This is a genomic window from Maribacter sp. PR1 (genome assembly GCF_028464145.1).
In the GTDB taxonomy this organism is placed as follows: Bacteria; Bacteroidota; Bacteroidia; order Flavobacteriales; family Flavobacteriaceae; genus Maribacter.
This window is the reverse complement of record NZ_JAQPCG010000003.1, coordinates 1-18,436: the sequence shown is the minus strand read 5'-3', so window position 1 is coordinate 18,436 and position 18,436 is coordinate 1. Positions and strand designations below refer to the sequence as shown.

Genomic DNA, 18,436 nt, shown 5'->3' with positions numbered 1-18,436 from the left:
TATTGAAAAAGGATAAGTCAAATACCGGTTGGAAAAATAAACTTCATGAAATTATTTATGAAGCGGATACGCCCATGGGTAAATGGTTTGATATTATTCTTATCGTCATCATACTATTCAGTGTCCTTTTAATCATGCTGGAAAGCGTAAAAAATATCGACGCAGAATACCATAAAACTTTATTGACACTTGAATGGGTAGTTACCATTTTCTTTACGATAGAATATTTCGCCAGAATTATATGTATAAAGAAACCCACTAAATATATATTCAGCTTTTACGGTATAATTGACTTTTTATCTACCATTCCATTATACCTATCCTATATTTTAGCGGGTTCACAAGTTTTGTTGGCCGTAAGGGCATTCCGACTTTTAAGGGTTTTTAGGATATTGAAACTAGTTCAATTTTTAGGAGAGGCCTCCCAACTTAAAAGTGCCTTGAAGGCAAGTAGGGCTAAGATTACAGTATTCCTCTTCGCCGTTCTTATTCTTTCTGTTATGTTGGGAACCTTAATGTATATCATAGAAGGTGACGAAGCAGGTTTTACCAGCATCCCTACAAGTATATATTGGACCATTGTAACCCTAACGACCGTTGGGTATGGCGATATTGCACCAATAACCCCACAGGGTCAATTAATAGCGACCATTATTATGCTCTTAGGTTATGGAATTATCGCCGTACCTACTGGAATAGTTACCGTAGAATTTGGTAAGCGGTCCAAAAAAGCATCGGGCGATGAAAGTGTGGAACATTTTGTGCATGTGAACACTCAAGCTTGTCCAACTTGTGCCAAGGAAGGACATAGGGATGATGCTACTCATTGCTATAATTGCGGAAGTTTGTTAAATGAATAAAGTCCTTATTTCCGTTGTTGGGCCTACAGGCATTGGAAAAACTAGATTAGGTATAGTTCTGGCCAATTATTTTGATACGGAAATCATTTCCGCCGACTCGAGGCAATTCTATAAGGAAATGTCCATAGGTACGGCAGTACCTTCCAAAAATGAATTAGCTACTGCCCATCATCATTTTATCCAACACAAAAGCATTCACGACCACTACTCTGTTGGGGACTTTGAAAGAGATGCCATTAAAAAACTGAATGAGCTTTTCGAAGAGAAGGATATAGTGATTATGGTAGGTGGAAGTGGGTTATATGTGAATGCAGTAACGGATGGCTTAAATAAATTTCCTGAGGTGGATAGCAGCATTCGTGAAAAATTAAACTACGAATTAGCTACTAATGGTATTGAACCCTTACAAAGTAAGCTAAGAAAATTAGATCCTGATTATTTTACCGAGGTAGATATCCAAAATCCACACCGTCTTATTCGCGCATTGGAAATTTGTATCGGCACTGAAAAACCCTATTCCAGCTTTTTGAAAAAACCAAAAAGTAAACGGAATTTTAAGGTGCTAACCATAGGGATCGATGCTACTCGTGAAAAAGTTTATGAAAGAATAAATCAACGTGTAGACATAATGGTGAAGGACGGTTTGTTGGAAGAGGTTCGATCACTTATCGACCACAAGGAATTGAATGCCCTACAAACTGTTGGTTATAAGGAAATATTCCAGTATTTGGATGGAAATTGGACGCAAGAATTTGCCATATCGGAAATAAAAAAGAACACCAGAAGATTTGCAAAGAGGCAAAATACCTGGTTTAAAAAAAATAGGGAAACAATCTGGGTAAATCATGATTATGAAAAAAAAGAGCTTTTAAAGATGGTGGAAAAAGCAACTTTAAAACTAAAAAATGAGTAAACCTTCTATTATATATGTAATGGGCGTTTCCGGTAGTGGAAAATCTACTGTAGGGAAACTCTTGGCAGAAAACTTAGGGTGGTCATTTTTTGATGGAGATGACTATCACCCAAACGCCAATATTGAGAAAATGGCAAATGGAACACCGCTAAATGATTTAGACAGAGAAGACTGGTTGAAAACACTAAACCATTTAGCAAAAACATATAAAGGCCAAGGAGCTGTTATCGTATGCTCAGCCCTTAAATCCAAATACCGACAACAATTAAAGGATGGTATTGAAAATGAATGCCGATTTCTGTATTTAAAGGGAACACTACAACAAATTAGCAAAAGACTACAGGCTCGTCAAAATCACTTTATGCCACCGGGATTACTCCAATCGCAATTTGAAACATTGGAAGAACCTTCAAATGCCATTACCCTTTCTATAGCAAAGACACCGGAAAAAATTGTAGCACAGGCGATTAAATTGCTATAAACAAAAAAGCATCCTTTAGAAAAGGATGCTTTTTTTAAACATTTTGAGTAGTCTTATTCGTCTTCAGTTTTAACGACCAATCGGAATCCTTCACCATGAATGTTAAGAATTTCAACTGTATCGTCGCGCTTCAGATATTTCCTAAGTTTGGCAATGTACACATCCATACTTCTCGATGTGAAATAATTGTCATCGCGCCATATTTTGGTAAGTGCCAATTCACGAGGCATCAGGTCGTTTTCATGTAGTGCCAATAATCGCAAAAGTTCGTTTTCCTTCGGAGATAATTTTATGGCTTCTTCATCCTTATATTTTAAGAACCTTAATTTTGAATTTAAATGAAAACCACCAATTTCAAATTCAAATTTTTTGCTTTCAGCCAAACTACTGGAAGCTTTCCTTTGAAGTATTGCTTTAATCTTCATTAGTAATACTTCAGAATCAAAAGGTTTGTTTAAATAGTCATCTGCGCCGGCTTTATACCCCTTTAAAACATCTTCTTTCATTGTTTTGGCCGTTAAGAATACAATTGGGACGTTTTCGTTCTTTTCCCTAATTTCCTTTGCTAGAGTAAACCCGTCCTTATATGGCATCATAACATCCAAAATACAGATATCGTAATTGTCCTTTTTAAACTTCTCAAAACCCTCCATACCATTTTTGGCCAAGGTGACATCAAAGTCGTTCATGGATAGGTAGTCCTTTAAGACAATACCAAAATTTGGATCGTCTTCCACTAAAAGTATTTTTTTGTTTACTGTTTCCATAATTTTTAAATTAAAGGTAGTTTAATATAAAAAGTGCTTCCTTTGTCTTTTTCACTTTCCGCATATACTTCCCCTTGGTGATCATCTACTATTTTTTTAACGTAGGCCAAACCAAGTCCATGACCCTTAACGTTGTGAATATCTCCTGTATGCTCTCTATAAAATTTTTCAAAGACTCTTTTTAGGACAACTTTGCTCATTCCCGCTCCTTGGTCCTGTACTTTGATAACTATATTGTTTTTTACCACTTCTGTATAAACATCAATTTTGGGAGCATCATTGGAATATTTAATTGCGTTGTCCAAAATGTTTACAATTACGTTTGTAAAGTGCATCTCATTGGCCAATACTTCTGACCGTTCTGCATTCAAATGAGTTTCAATATACCCGCCCTTGTCCTGCACAATTAACTCTACATGAGTAACAGCATCATTTATTATATCATGGGCATCTACCCTATCCTTGCTAATATCCAATTGGTTTTTCTCCAACTTGGAAATTCTAAGCACGTTTTCTACTTGGGCATGCATTCTTTTATTCTCGTCCCTTATCATTTGTAGGTATCTGGAAACTTTTTCCTGATCCACAATTATTTTTGGATTTTTGATAGCTTCTACTGCCAAATTTATGGTTGCTATAGGTGTTTTAAACTCGTGGGTCATATTATTAATGAAATCCGTTTTAATTTCAGAAATCTGCTTTTGCCTAATTAATTGATAAATAGCTCCCGAATAAGCTATTACTATTATCAGGGTAAACAAAAGCGACAATAATGCGAGTCCTAAAATCGATTGCACCAAAAAACGCTTCTTTTTAGGAAATGAAACCAACAAATCAAAGTTGGAAACCCCATCAAAGTCCGTGAAAAGTGGCGATTTATAGAGGTTTGCTTCCGAATATTTAAATTTTCGAGATTTAAGCTTGGTGGGTAAACCATTACTGTAAACTCCATATTCAAAATCGATGTCAACACCCCTATCCTCCAACTCTCTTTGTACCAAAAGTTCAATTTCCTGTTTCGAGACCCGTTTATGAATCGGAACTCTTTTAGCGTAGGTCGTGAACAAATCTTCCATGGCAAATTTGTCGATATCCCTTAGCCCTCCTATTTTTTCTACTCTTTGGATAGGCGTTAATCGATATCCTTTACCATCTATATCATAATCTTCCCTAAAAATAGAGGTGGTACGTTTGCTCGTATAGTTTTTGATGAAAGTGGTATCACCCACATCACCGTTATCAAAGAACGTGGAAGAAATGCCGTAATCCTCCTCTAAGATACCATGCTCATAAAGTAATATCTCGTTGGAATTAACATCCCTGTCTATGAAAAAGAAATTTCGAAATTGGGTTTCTTTCAATTCCCCGACGCTATCCTTTGCATAAAGGTATCTGTCGTAGTAATCTTTTTTTTCCCTTCCTTCTATCTGATCGGTAACACTATTTAGAGCTTCTGAAACAACATTGGAAAATTGCTCCTCCTTGTTCTCAACTGAATTTTTAATCCAAATACTTTGGATAAAAATCAATCCAATGAGAGAAAGGCTCATTAGAACTACCAAGAGTACAAATAACCTCTTATTCATTATAATGTTAAAATTAAATATTTACAAGGAAGCCCTTAGCACGTTTAACCAAACCTTAACACAAATGTTAAAATTTACCATAGTTAGTAAAAATCAAGGATGGCGTCATTTATCTCGGCTACTTTACGCTTAGTCTTTTCTAGGACGATATTTTCAATTACAAAATCAGCTAAAGGTACTTTTTTTTCGTCTTCCAATTGATTTTTCATCCGTGCCAAAATTTCATCTTCGGTACTGCCGTCGCGTTCTAATAGCCTTTTGATTCTGAGTTCCTTTGGTGCGGTCACCAATACAATCTTATCGTAGAAATCCTGTGCTTGGTTTTCAAAGAGTAATGCGGTTTCCTGAACAACGTAGGGATGCTTGTGTTCTCTGCACCACTTCAAAAAATGCTTTCTAACCTCCGGATGCACAATTTTGTTTAACTTTTTCAACGCTACCTCATCCTTAAAAACCGCGTTTGCAATAAAGGCACGATTTAACTTATCCTCGAGATATGCTTCTTCACCAAACAAGGCCACTAATTCCTTTTTAATTTTCTTGGATGAATGCATCAATTTTTTAGCCTCGACATCAGAATTATAAACGGGAACGCCCAGCTCCTCGAATATTCTTGCAATCGTCGTTTTTCCACTACCAATACCACCTGTAAGGCCAACTACCTTCATTATTTTTTTAAAATAAACTCTATTTCCTTGGTCCTTAGAACCGCATTATTTATTCCTTTGGGCTTTTCTTCCAAAACTAAGGGTAATATGTTCTGATCACTACCCTCCACTTTGGAGTAATCTGCCGTAATTATAAAATCCTCGGAGGTGATTTCCTTAAGGGTATCCAGTTGGGCCTGGCATACTACCTTTATTACATCTGGAAACATTCTTACCTGAACACTATCAGGGAGATTTAGCATGGTAACGGGTACTTCAAAAACTTGCTCTGAAAATCTATAAACCGTACCTGAAACAGTTACAACCGACGGATTAAAACTTGTTTTGTCCAAATCCCTTGACTTGACCAAGGTATATGTGTTTGAAAAATCTGATTCGGCATTCATAATTTCTATGAACGATGTCCTAACATTTTCAATGGTATCTATTTGTGTTTCAGGCCCAGTTATAGTCACTGTTTTTGGCGAAATAACCAACGAATCCTCTAAGGCATGGTTTTGAGCAAATGTTATATTCACGCGCGGAATTACAGGTACTTTTTTAGAAACCAAAGAGGTGAACTTTACGAAAATGGTATCGTTATCCATTTCAATCAATTCCATATCGCCGGATAACTGTGCTTGAATTTGTCTTCTGTATACTGAAGGTGGAATATAATATCCGGTATCCTTCTTTCTAACCTCCGAAAGGTTTATTTGAATTTTTTTCTTGCGTATCCCAAAACCAATAAATTGAAAACCAACGGCCCTTAGCCGCACGTTAAGTTGACTTTTTGGAGCCTCTGCCAGAAGAAATTCTTGAGGAACATTTACATAATCTAATTCAAAGGAAGTACTTCCAACAAAGGATTGTGCCAGGTTATTGACAAACCAGGCCAAAAATGAAAAAAACAAAAAGACCAAGAATACCTTGACCTTTCTTTTCTTTAAACCTACTTTAATTCTTTCTAAAATCACGGTCGTTCATTCGTTTTAAAAAACAACTCCGGAAAAAGCGTCTCTGGAGACTTATTACTAAAAGTAGTATAAATAGTAGACTTCAAAAAACCAAAACCATAGCCCGTAAACTGTACCATAGTCGCAAATAAAGCCATTAGGGATACTTTTATATTCCCCGTTTTAACTATCGCATCCAAGAATAGAGCCAAAAAATAAAGGATATATAGCGTAGACGGCAGCCAAAAATCCCAAAAAACAAATCCTAAGGAAACCAAAAATCCTATACAGAATAATGTAGGAAACCAATACGTGAGTTTTGCGGTCTTAGGATGCCATACATTCAAAATAGGACGTACCATTCCAAATTTCTTTACCTGAATGTAAAACTTGTTCCAATCTATTCTTCGTTTGTGATACACTAAGGCATTGGGAATCAATTTAGTATCGTAGCCCTTATCCCAAATACGAATCGTTAAATCCGGGTCTTCACCGGGATGAATATTCCCATAACCTCCGGTTTTCTCAAAAGCCTCTTTGGAAATACCCATATTGAAACTTCTAGGCTGGAATTTATCTATAGATCCCTTTCTTCCTCGAATACCCCCAGTCGTCAAAAAAGAGGTCATAGCGTAGTTAATAGCCTTTTGTACATCACTAAAAGATGCATGTGCAGCATCCGGCCCTCCATAGCAGTGAACAAATTCTTCATATAAGCTCCTCTCTGCCTCCTCTAAATACTGGGGGGGTAGAATACAGTCTGAGTCCAAAACTATAAAGTAGTTCCCTTGTGCCATTCGCATTCCATAATTTCTGGAATCCCCAGGGCCCGAATTGGGTTTTTGATAATAAGAGATATTCAGTTGGTCTTTAAACTGGTTTATAACCTCATTAGAGGGCACCGAAGATCCATCCTCTACTATAACAATTTCAAAATCCTTAGTGTAGGTCTGAAATATAAGGCTTTCTAGCAGCTCATGTACTTCATTAGGTCTATTAAAAACAGGAATAATAAAAGAAAATGATAAATTCATTTCAGCTTTTCAAGCATTAAAAAAACCTAAGAAAAAAAGATGATGTGTAACTTTTAGAATTTATCTATGACCTCTTGGCTGACCCCAGTATTAGAAAATCCTCCATCATGGAAGAGGTTTTGCATCGTAACTTTTCTGGTAAGGTCAGAGAATAAAGTAATGGTGTAATCCGCACAGTCTTGTGCAGTCGCATTACCCAATGGGGACATTTTCTCCGCATAGCTGATGAATCCGTCAAACCCCTTAATCCCTTGTCCGGCAGTTGTAGCTGTTGGTGATTGCGATATTGTGTTGACACGGACCTTCTTTTCCTTTCCAAAAAAGTATCCGAAACTACGGGCCACAGATTCCAAATAGGCTTTGTTGTCTGCCATATCATTGTAATCGGGAAATGTTCGCTGAGCTGCCATATAGGTTAGTGCTACGATACTGCCCCACTCGTTCATAGCATCGTTTTTATAAAGGGATTGCATCACTTTATGGAAGGAAAGCGCTGAAACGTCCCAACCCTTAGCCGTAAAATCATAATTTTCATCGGTATAGGCCCTTCCCTTTCGCACGTTAACCGACATACCAATAGAGTGCAGAACAAAATCCAATTTACCACCTAATATTTCCATGGACTTGGTGACCAAATTTGCCAATTCCTCCTCATTGGTGGCATCGGCGGGAATAATTTCGGAACCTGTTTTCTCGGCCAACTCCTTAATCTGACCCATTCTCATAGCAATGGGAGCGTTTGTCAATACAAAAGTCCCCCCTTCGTCGTGCACGCGTTGTGCCGTTTTCCAAGCAATTGAGTTTTCGTCCAAAGCTCCAAAAATGATTCCTTTTTTTCCTTTTAATAGATTATAAGCCATGTGTTGGTTCTTAAATTTTATTTGTGAATCAAAGATATTTAAAATAAACCAATCCTATTTTAAGCCTGCCCAAATTAATTTAACAATTGTCGTGCATGGGCCATCGCTGAATCCGACAATTCATTCCCGCCAAGCATCTGCGCCAATTCCAATACCCTTTCGTCATTGGAAAGCTTACGCATATTGGTTTTGGTACCTTCCTCCTCATCTGTTTTAAAAACTTTGAAATGATGGTTTCCCTTGGAGGCTACTTGCGGCAAATGGGTAATGGAGAACACTTGCATATCCTTGCTCATCGCTTTCATGATATCTGCCATGCGATTGGAAATTTCCCCAGAGACACCAGTATCAATTTCATCGAACATGATGGTCGGTAGCTTTTCATACTGCGCCAATATGGACTTAATAACTAACATAATTCTGGAAAGTTCACCGCCTGATGCTACTTTCTTCAATTCACCGTAATCACTTCCTTTATTTGCCGTAAACAAAAAGGAGAGGTCATCCATTCCGTTCGGCTTGAACGTTTCGGCACCTTTTAATCCAATCTTAAAAGAAGCACTAGGCATTCCTAAATGCGAAAGGTCGGCCTCCAACTGTTTTTTCAAAGCAGGAATAATAGCATTACGTTTTTCACGTATAACCAAAGCCTGTTCCTCCAAATTGGACTCCAAATCCTGAAGTTCTCGGGTTTTTAATGCTATTTTTTCATCCAGGTGTGCTGTTTCAAAGGCTTTTTGGGAAAGTTCCTCCTTAATTTGTATTAACTCGGAAATCTCCGAAACACCATGTTTTTTCTGTAAATTGTACAACAATTGTAATTTACCATTGGTTTCTTCCAAAAGTGAAGGGTTGGACTCCACACCATCCTGAAAAATCTGAAGTTCGGAGTTTATATCGTCCATCTCTATAAAAACAGATTGTATTCGCTCGTGCAAACCTGTATACTGCTTGCCATAACCCGACAGTCTAGAGAGAACCGCCTTTAATTCGGAAACCAAAGAAAGAATACCCATCTGATCATCATTCATCAATTGATCTCCCTTCGCAAGCTCTTCCATAATCAATTCAACATTGTTCAGTTGCTCGTATTGATCCTCCAGCTCTTCCAATATCCCTTCCTTTAAAGGGGCCGCCTCTAGTTCAGTCAATAAAAAATCATTATAATCCTGTTCCTTTACGGCAGTATTCTGAAAATCGATCAGGTCTTGTAGCTCTTTTTTTAGGGCTGTATAGGAATTCAAGGTTCCCTTGAAAGCAAACAGCCTTTTTTTATTATCCGCTAAGGCATCGATTAATTTTAACTGAAAATCGTTCTCTGTCAGCCGTAAGGTTTGATGTTGGGAGTGAATATCAATTAACCTGTCCCCCAATTGGGACAGAATATCCAAAGTGACCGGAGTATCGTTTATAAAAGCACGAGACTTCCCGCTAGGTAAAATTTCCCTTCTAATTACCGTGCTGTCTTCATAGTCCAAATCATTTTCACCAAAAAAAGACTGAAGGCTATAATCCTTAATCTGAAAATAAGCCTCAATAATACATTTCCTTTCCTTATCACGAAGTGAAGATAGATCGGCCCTTTTTCCCAAAACCAGGGAAAGTCCGCCAAGAAAAATGGATTTTCCCGCACCAGTTTCACCGGTAATGATAGTAAAACCGCTGTCCAGGCTCACTTCTAAGCTGTCGATGAGTGCGTAATTATCTATGGAAAGGTTGGATAACAAATCTCAGAAATTTTAGAAAACCAAAGGTAATCTATATTCCGGTTTGAAAAAAGAATCAGTATTTAATGTCGTTCCAAGTACTGGAGTATAATGGCGCGATTTTATTCAAAGTTTCCTTTAGTTTAACGATGTCCACTTTGGGGCCATCTGAAAAGATATTTTGAATTTCTTCGGATTTGGCATCGAAAAAAGTTTGGATTAAAAAAGCATTGGGCCTTCTATTGATCATCGTCTGGAAAAGGTTCATGGTTCCTGCAATAATCTGCTTTCCGGTACTATTATTGTCGGCTAAAATATCCAAGCCCTTCCTATGATAATTATACATAGCCACTCGGTATTCTTTATAGGTATTGGACAAAAGATTATCCACCAACTCAAACCTACTACGATCCGAGGACTGGCTCCAGCCCGAATAGTTACTACCTTGGGCCTGGGTGACAATATTTTGGGCCTTTCTATAAAAATCAGTACCCTCTTCCAAAGAAAAGGTATCGGCATCCAATCCAAGTATAATATAGGCGTAGTAGGCCACCACGGCCACTAAATTAGATTCGAATACATTTTCATTAAATACCAAGGGTTGGAACTCTATATATTGAAAGTTCAACTGATTGTCCTTATAATTAAACACCGGACTTTCATAAGAGGTATTGTAAACGGGACGCGAAGATTGTATTTGAATATTACCACTGAATCGATCAGATTCGTACTCCGTAATGGTAATGAACATTTGTGCATTTACGCGTTCATTTTCCTTGTATACCCGATTGGTCCACTTATTCTTATTCACAAAATCGCTCAAGGAACGTTCCAAGGTCCTGAAAATTTGCTGATTGGTCTGAGAGACCTGATCGGAATTTATGGTTACCGTACAGTTCAATTCCTGTGCCTGAAGCGTACAAACAATAAATAAAAAAGTAAATAGTGTAAGGAACTTACGCATAGCGTCTTTTAACGATTTCATTAAGAATATCCTTGGCTACAGCAGCCTTGGTTTTTAAATCAAACGTTTGTATCTCCAAATTGGTATCTATAAAGCTAATTTTATTGGTATTACCTCCAAATCCTGCCCCTTGATCGTTCAATGAATTTAAAATAATAGCATCCAAATTCTTACGCTTCAGTTTGCCTTTGGCGTTTTCAATTTCGTTTTCGGTCTCCAGGGCGAAACCCACCAAATATTGGGATTGTTTCTCCTGCCCAAAGGACAATAAGATATCCCTATTCTTTACCAATTCCAATTGAAGCTCTTTATCTGACTTTTTAATTTTCTGCTCCGATTTAACCTTAGGTTTGTAATCCGCCACCGCTGCAGCACAGATAACGATGTCGGCGTCCGGAAAATGTTCATGCGCCTTTAGGTACATCTCATCCGCAGAGATCACTTTTATTAATTGGACCAATTCCTTTTCAATGGTATATTGGGATGGCCCTGAAACAAGAATTACGGTTGCACCTAAATTCGCTGCGGCGTTGGCCAGCTCAAAACCCATGAGTCCGGAAGAATGGTTTCCTATAAACCGAACGGGGTCGATAGCCTCATAGGTAGGCCCCGCGGTAATTAAAACTTTTTTATTTTTTAATGGCAGCCCTTGCGATAAGTAATTTTGAATGAAGGCCATAATATCCTCCGGTTCCGCCATTCTCCCCTCGCCATACAAACCACTTGCCAGTTCTCCCGAAGTAGCAGGAATCATTATGTTGCCATAAGATTGAAGCGTATCGAAGGATTTTTTGGTGGTAGGATGATGGTACATGTCCAAGTCCATGGCTGGAGCAAAAAGGACCGGGCATTTAGCCGAGAGATAGCAAGCCAGTAATAAATTATCCGAAGTACCGGACGCCATTTTAGAAAGCGTGTTGGCCGTGGCAGGGGCAATAAGCATTAGGTCTGCCCAAAGCCCCAGTTTTACATGGTTGTTCCAATCGGTCGTATGATTTTTGGTTTTGACAAAATTGGAGACCACAGGGTTTTTGGACAAGGTCGCCAAGGTCAGTGATGAAACAAAAGAGCTGGCGCTCTCGGTAAGAACTATCTTAACGTTAGCGCCAGCTTTTATTAATAAGCGAACAAGAAATGTGGTCTTATAAGCAGCAATCCCTCCGGTAATGCCTAAGAGGATGTTTTTGCCGTTCAACATGTTCTTATGCGTCTTTCTCTGTATTTCTGTGGTAGATTTTGTCGTTCAACCACTCCTCTACTGCCAAAGCATGAGGTTTCGGCAACTTTTCGTAGAACTTGGAAACTTCGATCTGTTCCTTGTTTTCAAAAACTTCCTCCAAACTATCGCTATATGTTGCAAACTCCTCTAATTTTTCCAACAACTCCTTCTTTATTTCAGAGTTGATCTGAATTGCACGCTTGGCCGCAATGGAAATTGCCTCATAAATGTTATCCGTAGGCTTGTCAAATTCATTTCTGTTGACGGTAACCGTAGAAACGGGAGCCTTGGAGTTCTTTAAATCGTTCATGTTCATAATGAAAACTGTTTATTTTGATTCTTCTGTATTGAATTTTTGTAATTCACTATTGATTCGGGCAATTATATCGGCCGATTCTTTTTCGAATTTGGTATTCGGATATTGTTTCTTCAAGGTATTGTAAGCTTCTCGCGCCTCGTTTAGTCTTTCTTCCTGTAAGCTTTCAAAACTATTCATGGCTAAATGTGTCAGCGCATCAACCTTTACAAAATAGGCATCTTCCCTAAATTCCGAACCTGGAAAATCCGAAATAAAATTATCACTAGCTGCAATAGCCGATTTCAACATGTCATAGTTGAATTCACCAAGCTTATTATATTGTTTTAGGATCTCAAACGCTTTTTTCTCCTTTTTAGTCGTGAGCTCCTGGGCCATCTCGTTAGCCTGATCAAAATATTCCGACTCAGAATAGACATTGATAAAATTCTGTAATTTCACCAAGGCTTTATCCGTATCCGTTTGATCCAAGGAATATCGAGGCGATAACATATAATAACTCTTGGCACCTAAAAAAGAAGCTTGGGCAAGTTTTTCGCTTTTGGGGTAGGATTTTATAAAGCGCTCAAATTGGTAACCGGCCATGTTATAATCCCCACGTTCAAAATAACTGTCCGCAAGAAAAAACATAACCCGTTCTCCTTGAGGCTTACCTACATACTTCGGAGCTATTTGTTCAAACAATCTATTGGCACGCCTGAAATCACCTTCATCATAGTATTTTTCGGCCATATCATATTTGGCTTTAACATCGTCGTTCTTCAGAACTTTCTGGTATTCGCTACAGGATTGAAAAACAATCAACAACAACCCTAAAACAAAAAATTGCCTCATTTTAAAAAACATTTTGCAAAATTAGTGATTCCCAATGGATTTAAAAAACATTTTTAACCCGTCAAAAATAGGGTCATTCCTTCTAAAAATAGCTGATTTTGGGTAAGATTTAACGCAAATTACCTATGCAGGTATCCTTGAAAGTGAGGCTATAAAATGGGCAATCTTGTTTTTTAGCGAAGGACTCGCCTCCACTAGCGGTAATCTCACCGACGCTCCGGACATTCCCAAAACTTCGAATATCGCCTTTATTCCGGCCGGGTTTCCCTCCTCAAAAATAAGACCCATTCCCTCTTGCAACAGGTAATGGTATTCATAGGCTTCCTCATTTTCACCAGCTCTCCCTAAACGGACCATCTGTGAAAACTCGGAAGGTAGCCCTTGTCCTATCACGGATATAACACCTTCCCCACCCGCTAGAATAGTTGGTAATGCGGTAATATCATCCCCGGAAAGCACCAAAAATCCTTCTGGTCTGTGGTCTATCAATTCCATGACCTGAATCATATTTCCACAAGCTTCCTTTATCGCCACAATATTATCAAAGTCCTTGGCCAAACGTATTGTGGTACCAGGAAGCATATTGCTCCCCGTTCTACCAGGTACGTTATACATGATTATAGGGAGTGACGACGCTTCCGAAATGGCCTTAAAATGTTGATAAATACCTTCTTGTGTGGGTCTATTATAATAGGGAGATACGGAGAGTACAGCATCAAAGGGAGAGAGGTTCAAGGTATGTAGGTCATCAACAACGCCTGCCGTATTGTTACCTCCTACCCCAACAACCAATGGGAGTCTTTCATTATTGGCACGTACAATGGTTTCTAGCACCAACTGCTTTTCTTTTTTGGTTAGTGTTACCGACTCTGCCGTTGTCCCCAGAGCCACCAGATAGTCTACCCCGCCATTTATGTTAAAGGAAACAATATCCATTAAGGCATCCACATCTATATTACCATCCGCTTTAAACGGGGTAATCAATGCCACACCTGTACCCATTAACTCTTTCATTCGTGTCTAACTTATATTTCTTTAAAAACGCCTAAATACTTTTTTAACTCTTCCTTGAACGTTTTAAAATCGGATATTGGCGTTTCCAATATCAAATCGTTGAAATCGGGACCTACATCTCCAAAACCGACTTTCATTCTCGCCTTGGTCTTAATGGACATTAAGTTTAAAAGCAGGTTGTTCTCATCGTAATAATTCACCAGCAAATCATACTCCCTACTCAAGAACTCCAACGCATAGCTGTTCTGAATTTCACCGTTCCAACCCAAATCCTTATCTGAAAAGATTGGCGTAGCATACGGAGAGTTTTTGTCATAATAGCTCTTATAACCAATAATCTTTACGGCATTGGGCCTTAAAGAGAAATCATCCAAAAACTGATAGAACAGATCTGACTTGTCAAATTTGTCCAAATCCACGATACAACCCAAAGAACTTATCCCTTTCTTCCTAGTACTTACATAACCAGGTTTTTCGAGTTCCTGCTTTATAAATTTAAGGCCGGATTTCTGTTTAAACTTGTCCTTAATTCCTTTTAAAAACATGTATTTTTACATTTCTACAAATGTAAATAATATCCGTTCAACTGTATGACGAAGTTAAAACACTTTGATTGTTTAAAAATAAAACATTTTGTTGTATTTATAACAATAGTAATGGGATACTCGTGCAAGGAAGCACCTAAAAAATTATCCCATATTACCGGGAAGGAACTAAAAATTGATAGTACGTCACAGGCTGTGAACTCCCTTGAACAGTTTATCCTTCCCTACCATAACCATGTAGAAAATGTTTTGGACAGTACTTTGGCCTATGCCTCGCTAGATATTACCAAGACGGACGGAAGTTATAATACCACTGCAGGTAACCTCATGGCCGATATTATCCTTGAACAGGCCGCTCCCATTTTTAAGCGTAGGACTGGAAAGAACCTTGATTTTGTGCTATTGAACCATGGTGGCATTCGCTCCAGTATTAGTAAAGGAAATGTATCCGCAAGGACTGCATTTGAGGTAATGCCCTTTGAAAACAATACCGTGGTCGTAGAACTTTCCGGCCCTTCCGTAAAGGAAATGTTGACCTACCTTATTACATCCAAAAGAGCGCACCCCGTTGCGGGTATTGAACTTGTTCTGAATAAAGATGATAGCATTAAATCCATAAAAATTCAAGGTCAACCATTTGATGCAAACCGAAATTATTACGTGGCCACATCGGACTATTTGGTATCGGGTGGTGATGATATGGTGTTTTTTAAGGATGCATTGGAGGTGACGGATATCGATTACAAAATCAGGAACGCCATGATCGATTATTTTTCCAAAGTAGATACCCTTTCACCCAAGGTAGATTTAAGATATTATAAATTGGACTAAGCTAAGTATGAAAAGAAGACAATTTATTAAAAATACTGTTGCCACCTCCACGCTGATCGGTGCCGGTGGACTCACTTTGAATGCTTGCTCCTCCGGGAGTGAAAAACACCTTACCATTCTCCATACCAATGATGTGCATAGCCATATCGATGCTTTTCCCAAAGATCATGCAGATTTTCCGGGGTTGGGCGGTTTGGCCCGCAGGGCGGGATTGGTTCAAAAAATTAGGGAAGAAAACCCAAATACCCTGCTTTTTGATGCCGGTGATATTTTCCAGGGAACGCCCTATTTTAATTTTTATGGCGGGGAATTGGAGTTTAAATTGATGAGCAAACTTAAGTATGATGCCGCTACCATCGGCAACCATGATTTTGACAATGGCATCGATGGACTCCTGGCACAAATGCCCCACGCCCAGTTTGATTTTTTAATTGCGAACTACGATTTTACCAATACCGTGATGGACGGGCAAACAAAACCCTATAAAACGTATATAAAAGATGGTATTAAAGTAGGTGTTTATGGACTGGGTATACAATTGGCAGGCCTGGTAACCCAAAAGCTATATAAGGAAACCGAATACCTGGACCCCTATGAGATTGCGAGGGATATAGAAACCCAATTAAAGGAAACCGAAAACTGCGACCTCATTGTCTGTCTTTCCCATATGGGGTACAGCTATGAAAATGAGAACCGGACAGATGACCTGACTTTAGGTAAAAAAACAAAACATACCGATTTGATTATTGGTGGCCACACCCATACTTTTTTGGAAAGGCCCACTATAGTGACCAATGCCAACGATAGGGAAGTTTTGGTGAACCAAGTAGGTTGTTTTGGGGTAAACTTGGGGAGGATAGATTTTTATTTTGATGCCAACGGTGCCACTTCCAATGGTGTAAGCATATCTGTTTAATTGAATACATGGGACATGGAAGAAATTTTAAGGACAGATTCGACGAACGAAGCCTTTATTAATCTGGTACAATTGCTCGATGCCGATTTGGCGGAGCGCGACGGGGAGGATACCGCCTTTTACTCCCAATTCAATGGCATTGACCAACTAAAACACTGCATCCTATATTCCGAGGATGGCATTACCATGGGTTGTGGTGCCTTTAAAAGTTTTGATGAACAAAGCGTGGAGGTAAAACGCATGTACGTAAATCCGGAAATGCGCGGTAAAGGAATTGCCTCAAAAATACTATTGGCCCTCGAGATTTGGGCCAAGGAAATGGGATTTACCTATTGTGTTTTGGAAACGGGCTTACGCCAACCCGAAGCTATAGCCCTTTATAAAAAGAATGGTTACGAGGTCTCCGCAAACTACCCGCCTTATGAGGGAATAGAGAACAGTGTTTGTTTTAGAAAAAAATTAGAGTATAGTACGCTTAATCGTTAAAACGATACTGCTTTATAGTTCCGCCCGGTCGATCGCCTGCGGCTTACTTTTGTTGCACTGCTAGCGCAGTCATCGCACCAAAAGCGCGTGGACATCATCGCCGCGCTATGCCGGATTGCAAGGACCGTAGGATAAGGGACCTATCAACCAAGAACGCCGCTACGGCTGTTCAACGCTACATATTAGGACGCTAAAAGCAATCAGGTCGTCCAATTTTTAATCCCAATACCATGAAAGCCAAGATATACGGCCACTTCATAGCCTTATCGACGACCGATAATGAGCTTCACGATACCCAAAAACAGGACAGATAACTATCTTATCGTTAACGGTTTTCACTATATTTCCATAAAAATTTGACGGACTGCGCATAGCGCGGCGTTGGCAGCAATTAAAGAAAACCTAGTTATGAATAAAAAATTGAGATATGTAATATTATCATTTATAACAATAGGTACGTTTGTTTTAAGTTGTAACCAAGAAAAAAATAATTGCGAAGTTTCTGAAATTGTTCCAACCGAAACAACGGGAACAGAACATAATCCAGATGAAGAAAAAATAAAAACAACTATCAACGAATTGTTGTTCAATGCTGGAAATTATAATCTTTTGGCATTGGATTCAATGATGTCCGATAAGGCAATGCTTGGAATAAGCATTTTAAAAGATGGAACTTGGTCTAATTCAGAAATAGCAATTAAGGATTTCTTTGAAAGTGTAGAAAAGATGGAACGTAGTCCTTACTGTGAGATACCTAATGACTATGACATAATAATTACGGAAGGTCAGTTAGCTTTAGCAAGAGCTGATTGTATTCTATACAGATGGGGTATTCCTCAAACAAGAGAAATAAACCATTTTACATTCATCAAAGAAAATGGGAATTGGAAAATACTCAACATATCTTGGACTAAAGAGGAAATTTCTAAAGAAAAAAAGAAATATGATTTGAAAATCTTTGCTCGTGGATATGCACAAGCTTGGTGTAGTCAAAAACCGAATTTTGTCTCATCCTTTTTCTCTGAAGATGGCGTTCTACAGATAAATGATGGCTCATCAGCAAAAGGAACTGAAGCGATAACAAATGTCGCAAAAGGATTTATGGAGACTTTTCCAGATATGGTTGTTTCACTTGACAGTTTGACCACCAAATCAGATAAAACTCGGTTTTATTGGACACTTACTGGAACAAATAACGGCACCAAAGGAACTGGAAATAAAGTTAAAATTAGCGGAATTGAAGAATGGACTTTAAACAAGGATGGACTAATCCAAGAATCAAAAGGCTATTTTGATAATAAAGAATATGAGCGACAATTGAAATTTGGAATAAACTAATAATAACTGCAGCCCACAACGGTAACCGTTGCACAAGCCATTAATATTCAAAAAAGCATGTCCTTTTAAGCCGCTCTAAGCGGCTTTTTCTTTTATCAATCAAAAGTCAATGACAAATTTCGGCTTGTTTTGACGGGGTTCAAATAACCGTTGCAGGCCACTT

The 18,436-nt window shown here is 38.6% G+C and carries 20 protein-coding genes; 7 read left to right on the top strand and 13 right to left on the bottom strand.

The features are described 5' to 3' along the window. The first annotated feature begins 2 nt into the window (after positions 1 to 2). Genes PP182_RS06520 through PP182_RS06510 form a run of 3 tightly spaced genes read left to right on the top strand, consistent with a single transcriptional unit; the run spans position 3 to position 2,254 of the window. Positions 3 to 860, top strand: a complete 858-nt coding sequence (locus tag PP182_RS06520; protein ID WP_272650540.1) for an ion transporter — start codon at positions 3 to 5, stop codon at positions 858 to 860. Further along, a complete protein-coding gene (miaA, locus tag PP182_RS06515; protein ID WP_272650539.1) occupies positions 853 to 1,773 on the top strand; it encodes a tRNA (adenosine(37)-N6)-dimethylallyltransferase MiaA in 921 nt (306 codons plus the stop codon). The genes PP182_RS06520 and miaA overlap by 8 nt, the downstream gene beginning before the upstream one ends. Further along, positions 1,766 to 2,254, top strand: coding sequence for a gluconokinase (locus PP182_RS06510; protein ID WP_272650538.1), 489 nt, complete (start codon positions 1,766 to 1,768; stop codon positions 2,252 to 2,254). The genes miaA and PP182_RS06510 overlap by 8 nt, the downstream gene beginning before the upstream one ends. A 53-nt stretch (positions 2,255 to 2,307) precedes the next feature. On the opposite strand, the gene PP182_RS06505 is transcribed toward PP182_RS06510, so the two are convergent. From PP182_RS06505 to PP182_RS06445, 13 genes are all read right to left on the bottom strand, one after another. Next, positions 2,308 to 3,021: a response regulator transcription factor gene (locus PP182_RS06505; protein WP_272650537.1), complete on the bottom strand. Its 714-nt coding sequence runs from the start codon at positions 3,019 to 3,021 to the stop codon at positions 2,308 to 2,310. A gap of 5 nt (positions 3,022 to 3,026) precedes the next feature. Continuing rightward, on the bottom strand, positions 3,027 to 4,607 hold the full coding sequence (locus PP182_RS06500) for a sensor histidine kinase (RefSeq protein WP_272650536.1): 1,581 nt from the start codon (positions 4,605 to 4,607) through the stop codon (positions 3,027 to 3,029). Between the two features lie 83 nt (positions 4,608 to 4,690). Next, positions 4,691 to 5,275: a dephospho-CoA kinase gene (gene coaE / locus PP182_RS06495; RefSeq protein WP_272650535.1), complete on the bottom strand. Its 585-nt coding sequence runs from the start codon at positions 5,273 to 5,275 to the stop codon at positions 4,691 to 4,693. Beyond that, positions 5,275 to 6,231, bottom strand: a complete 957-nt coding sequence (locus PP182_RS06490; protein WP_272650534.1) for a CdaR family protein — start codon at positions 6,229 to 6,231, stop codon at positions 5,275 to 5,277. The genes coaE and PP182_RS06490 overlap by 1 nt, the downstream gene beginning before the upstream one ends. After that, complete coding sequence (locus PP182_RS06485) at positions 6,228 to 7,244, bottom strand: glycosyltransferase (RefSeq protein ID WP_272650533.1); 1,017 nt, start codon at positions 7,242 to 7,244, stop codon at positions 6,228 to 6,230. Before PP182_RS06485 ends, PP182_RS06490 begins: the two co-directional genes overlap by 4 nt. Positions 7,245 to 7,297: 53 nt before the next feature. Beyond that, positions 7,298 to 8,104 carry an enoyl-ACP reductase FabI gene (locus PP182_RS06480; RefSeq protein WP_272650532.1) on the bottom strand — a complete coding sequence of 269 codons (807 nt, stop codon included), beginning with the start codon at positions 8,102 to 8,104 and terminating at the stop codon, positions 7,298 to 7,300. 74 nt (positions 8,105 to 8,178) lie between these two features. Next, positions 8,179 to 9,831, bottom strand: coding sequence for a DNA repair protein RecN (gene recN / locus PP182_RS06475; protein ID WP_272650531.1), 1,653 nt, complete (start codon positions 9,829 to 9,831; stop codon positions 8,179 to 8,181). A 55-nt stretch (positions 9,832 to 9,886) separates the two neighbouring features. Next, positions 9,887 to 10,774 carry a type IX secretion system protein PorD gene (gene porD, locus PP182_RS06470; protein ID WP_272650530.1) on the bottom strand — a complete coding sequence of 296 codons (888 nt, stop codon included), beginning with the start codon at positions 10,772 to 10,774 and terminating at the stop codon, positions 9,887 to 9,889. Beyond that, entirely contained in the window at positions 10,767 to 11,972 is a 1,206-nt protein-coding gene (coaBC, locus tag PP182_RS06465) for a bifunctional phosphopantothenoylcysteine decarboxylase/phosphopantothenate--cysteine ligase CoaBC (RefSeq protein ID WP_272650529.1), read from the bottom strand. Before coaBC ends, porD begins: the two co-directional genes overlap by 8 nt. 4 nt (positions 11,973 to 11,976) lie before the next feature. After that, positions 11,977 to 12,303, bottom strand: coding sequence for a DNA-directed RNA polymerase subunit omega (locus PP182_RS06460; protein WP_272650890.1), 327 nt, complete (start codon positions 12,301 to 12,303; stop codon positions 11,977 to 11,979). 18 nt (positions 12,304 to 12,321) lie between these two features. Beyond that, the gene (locus PP182_RS06455; RefSeq protein ID WP_272650528.1) at positions 12,322 to 13,143 is read right to left on the bottom strand and encodes an outer membrane protein assembly factor BamD; all 822 of its coding nucleotides are present in this window, start codon (positions 13,141 to 13,143) and stop codon (positions 12,322 to 12,324) included. A gap of 123 nt (positions 13,144 to 13,266) precedes the next feature. Next, positions 13,267 to 14,157 carry a 4-hydroxy-tetrahydrodipicolinate synthase gene (gene dapA / locus PP182_RS06450; RefSeq protein WP_272650527.1) on the bottom strand — a complete coding sequence of 297 codons (891 nt, stop codon included), beginning with the start codon at positions 14,155 to 14,157 and terminating at the stop codon, positions 13,267 to 13,269. An 11-nt stretch (positions 14,158 to 14,168) separates the two neighbouring features. Further along, positions 14,169 to 14,702 (bottom strand): DUF6913 domain-containing protein, encoded by a 534-nt coding sequence (locus PP182_RS06445; RefSeq protein WP_272650526.1) that lies wholly within the window; start codon positions 14,700 to 14,702, stop codon positions 14,169 to 14,171. Between the two features lie 111 nt (positions 14,703 to 14,813). Between PP182_RS06445 and PP182_RS06440 the strand changes: the two genes are divergently transcribed. From PP182_RS06440 to PP182_RS06425, 4 genes are all read left to right on the top strand, one after another. Beyond that, complete coding sequence (locus tag PP182_RS06440) at positions 14,814 to 15,533, top strand: 5'-nucleotidase C-terminal domain-containing protein (protein ID WP_272650525.1); 720 nt, start codon at positions 14,814 to 14,816, stop codon at positions 15,531 to 15,533. A 7-nt stretch (positions 15,534 to 15,540) separates the two neighbouring features. Beyond that, the gene (locus PP182_RS06435; RefSeq protein WP_272650524.1) at positions 15,541 to 16,449 is read left to right on the top strand and encodes a bifunctional metallophosphatase/5'-nucleotidase; all 909 of its coding nucleotides are present in this window, start codon (positions 15,541 to 15,543) and stop codon (positions 16,447 to 16,449) included. 15 nt (positions 16,450 to 16,464) lie between these two features. Next, positions 16,465 to 16,935 (top strand): GNAT family N-acetyltransferase, encoded by a 471-nt coding sequence (locus tag PP182_RS06430; protein WP_272650523.1) that lies wholly within the window; start codon positions 16,465 to 16,467, stop codon positions 16,933 to 16,935. Between the two features lie 381 nt (positions 16,936 to 17,316). Further along, the gene (locus PP182_RS06425) at positions 17,317 to 18,273 is read left to right on the top strand and encodes an ester cyclase (protein WP_272650522.1); all 957 of its coding nucleotides are present in this window, start codon (positions 17,317 to 17,319) and stop codon (positions 18,271 to 18,273) included. Positions 18,274 to 18,436: the final 163 nt, after the last annotated feature.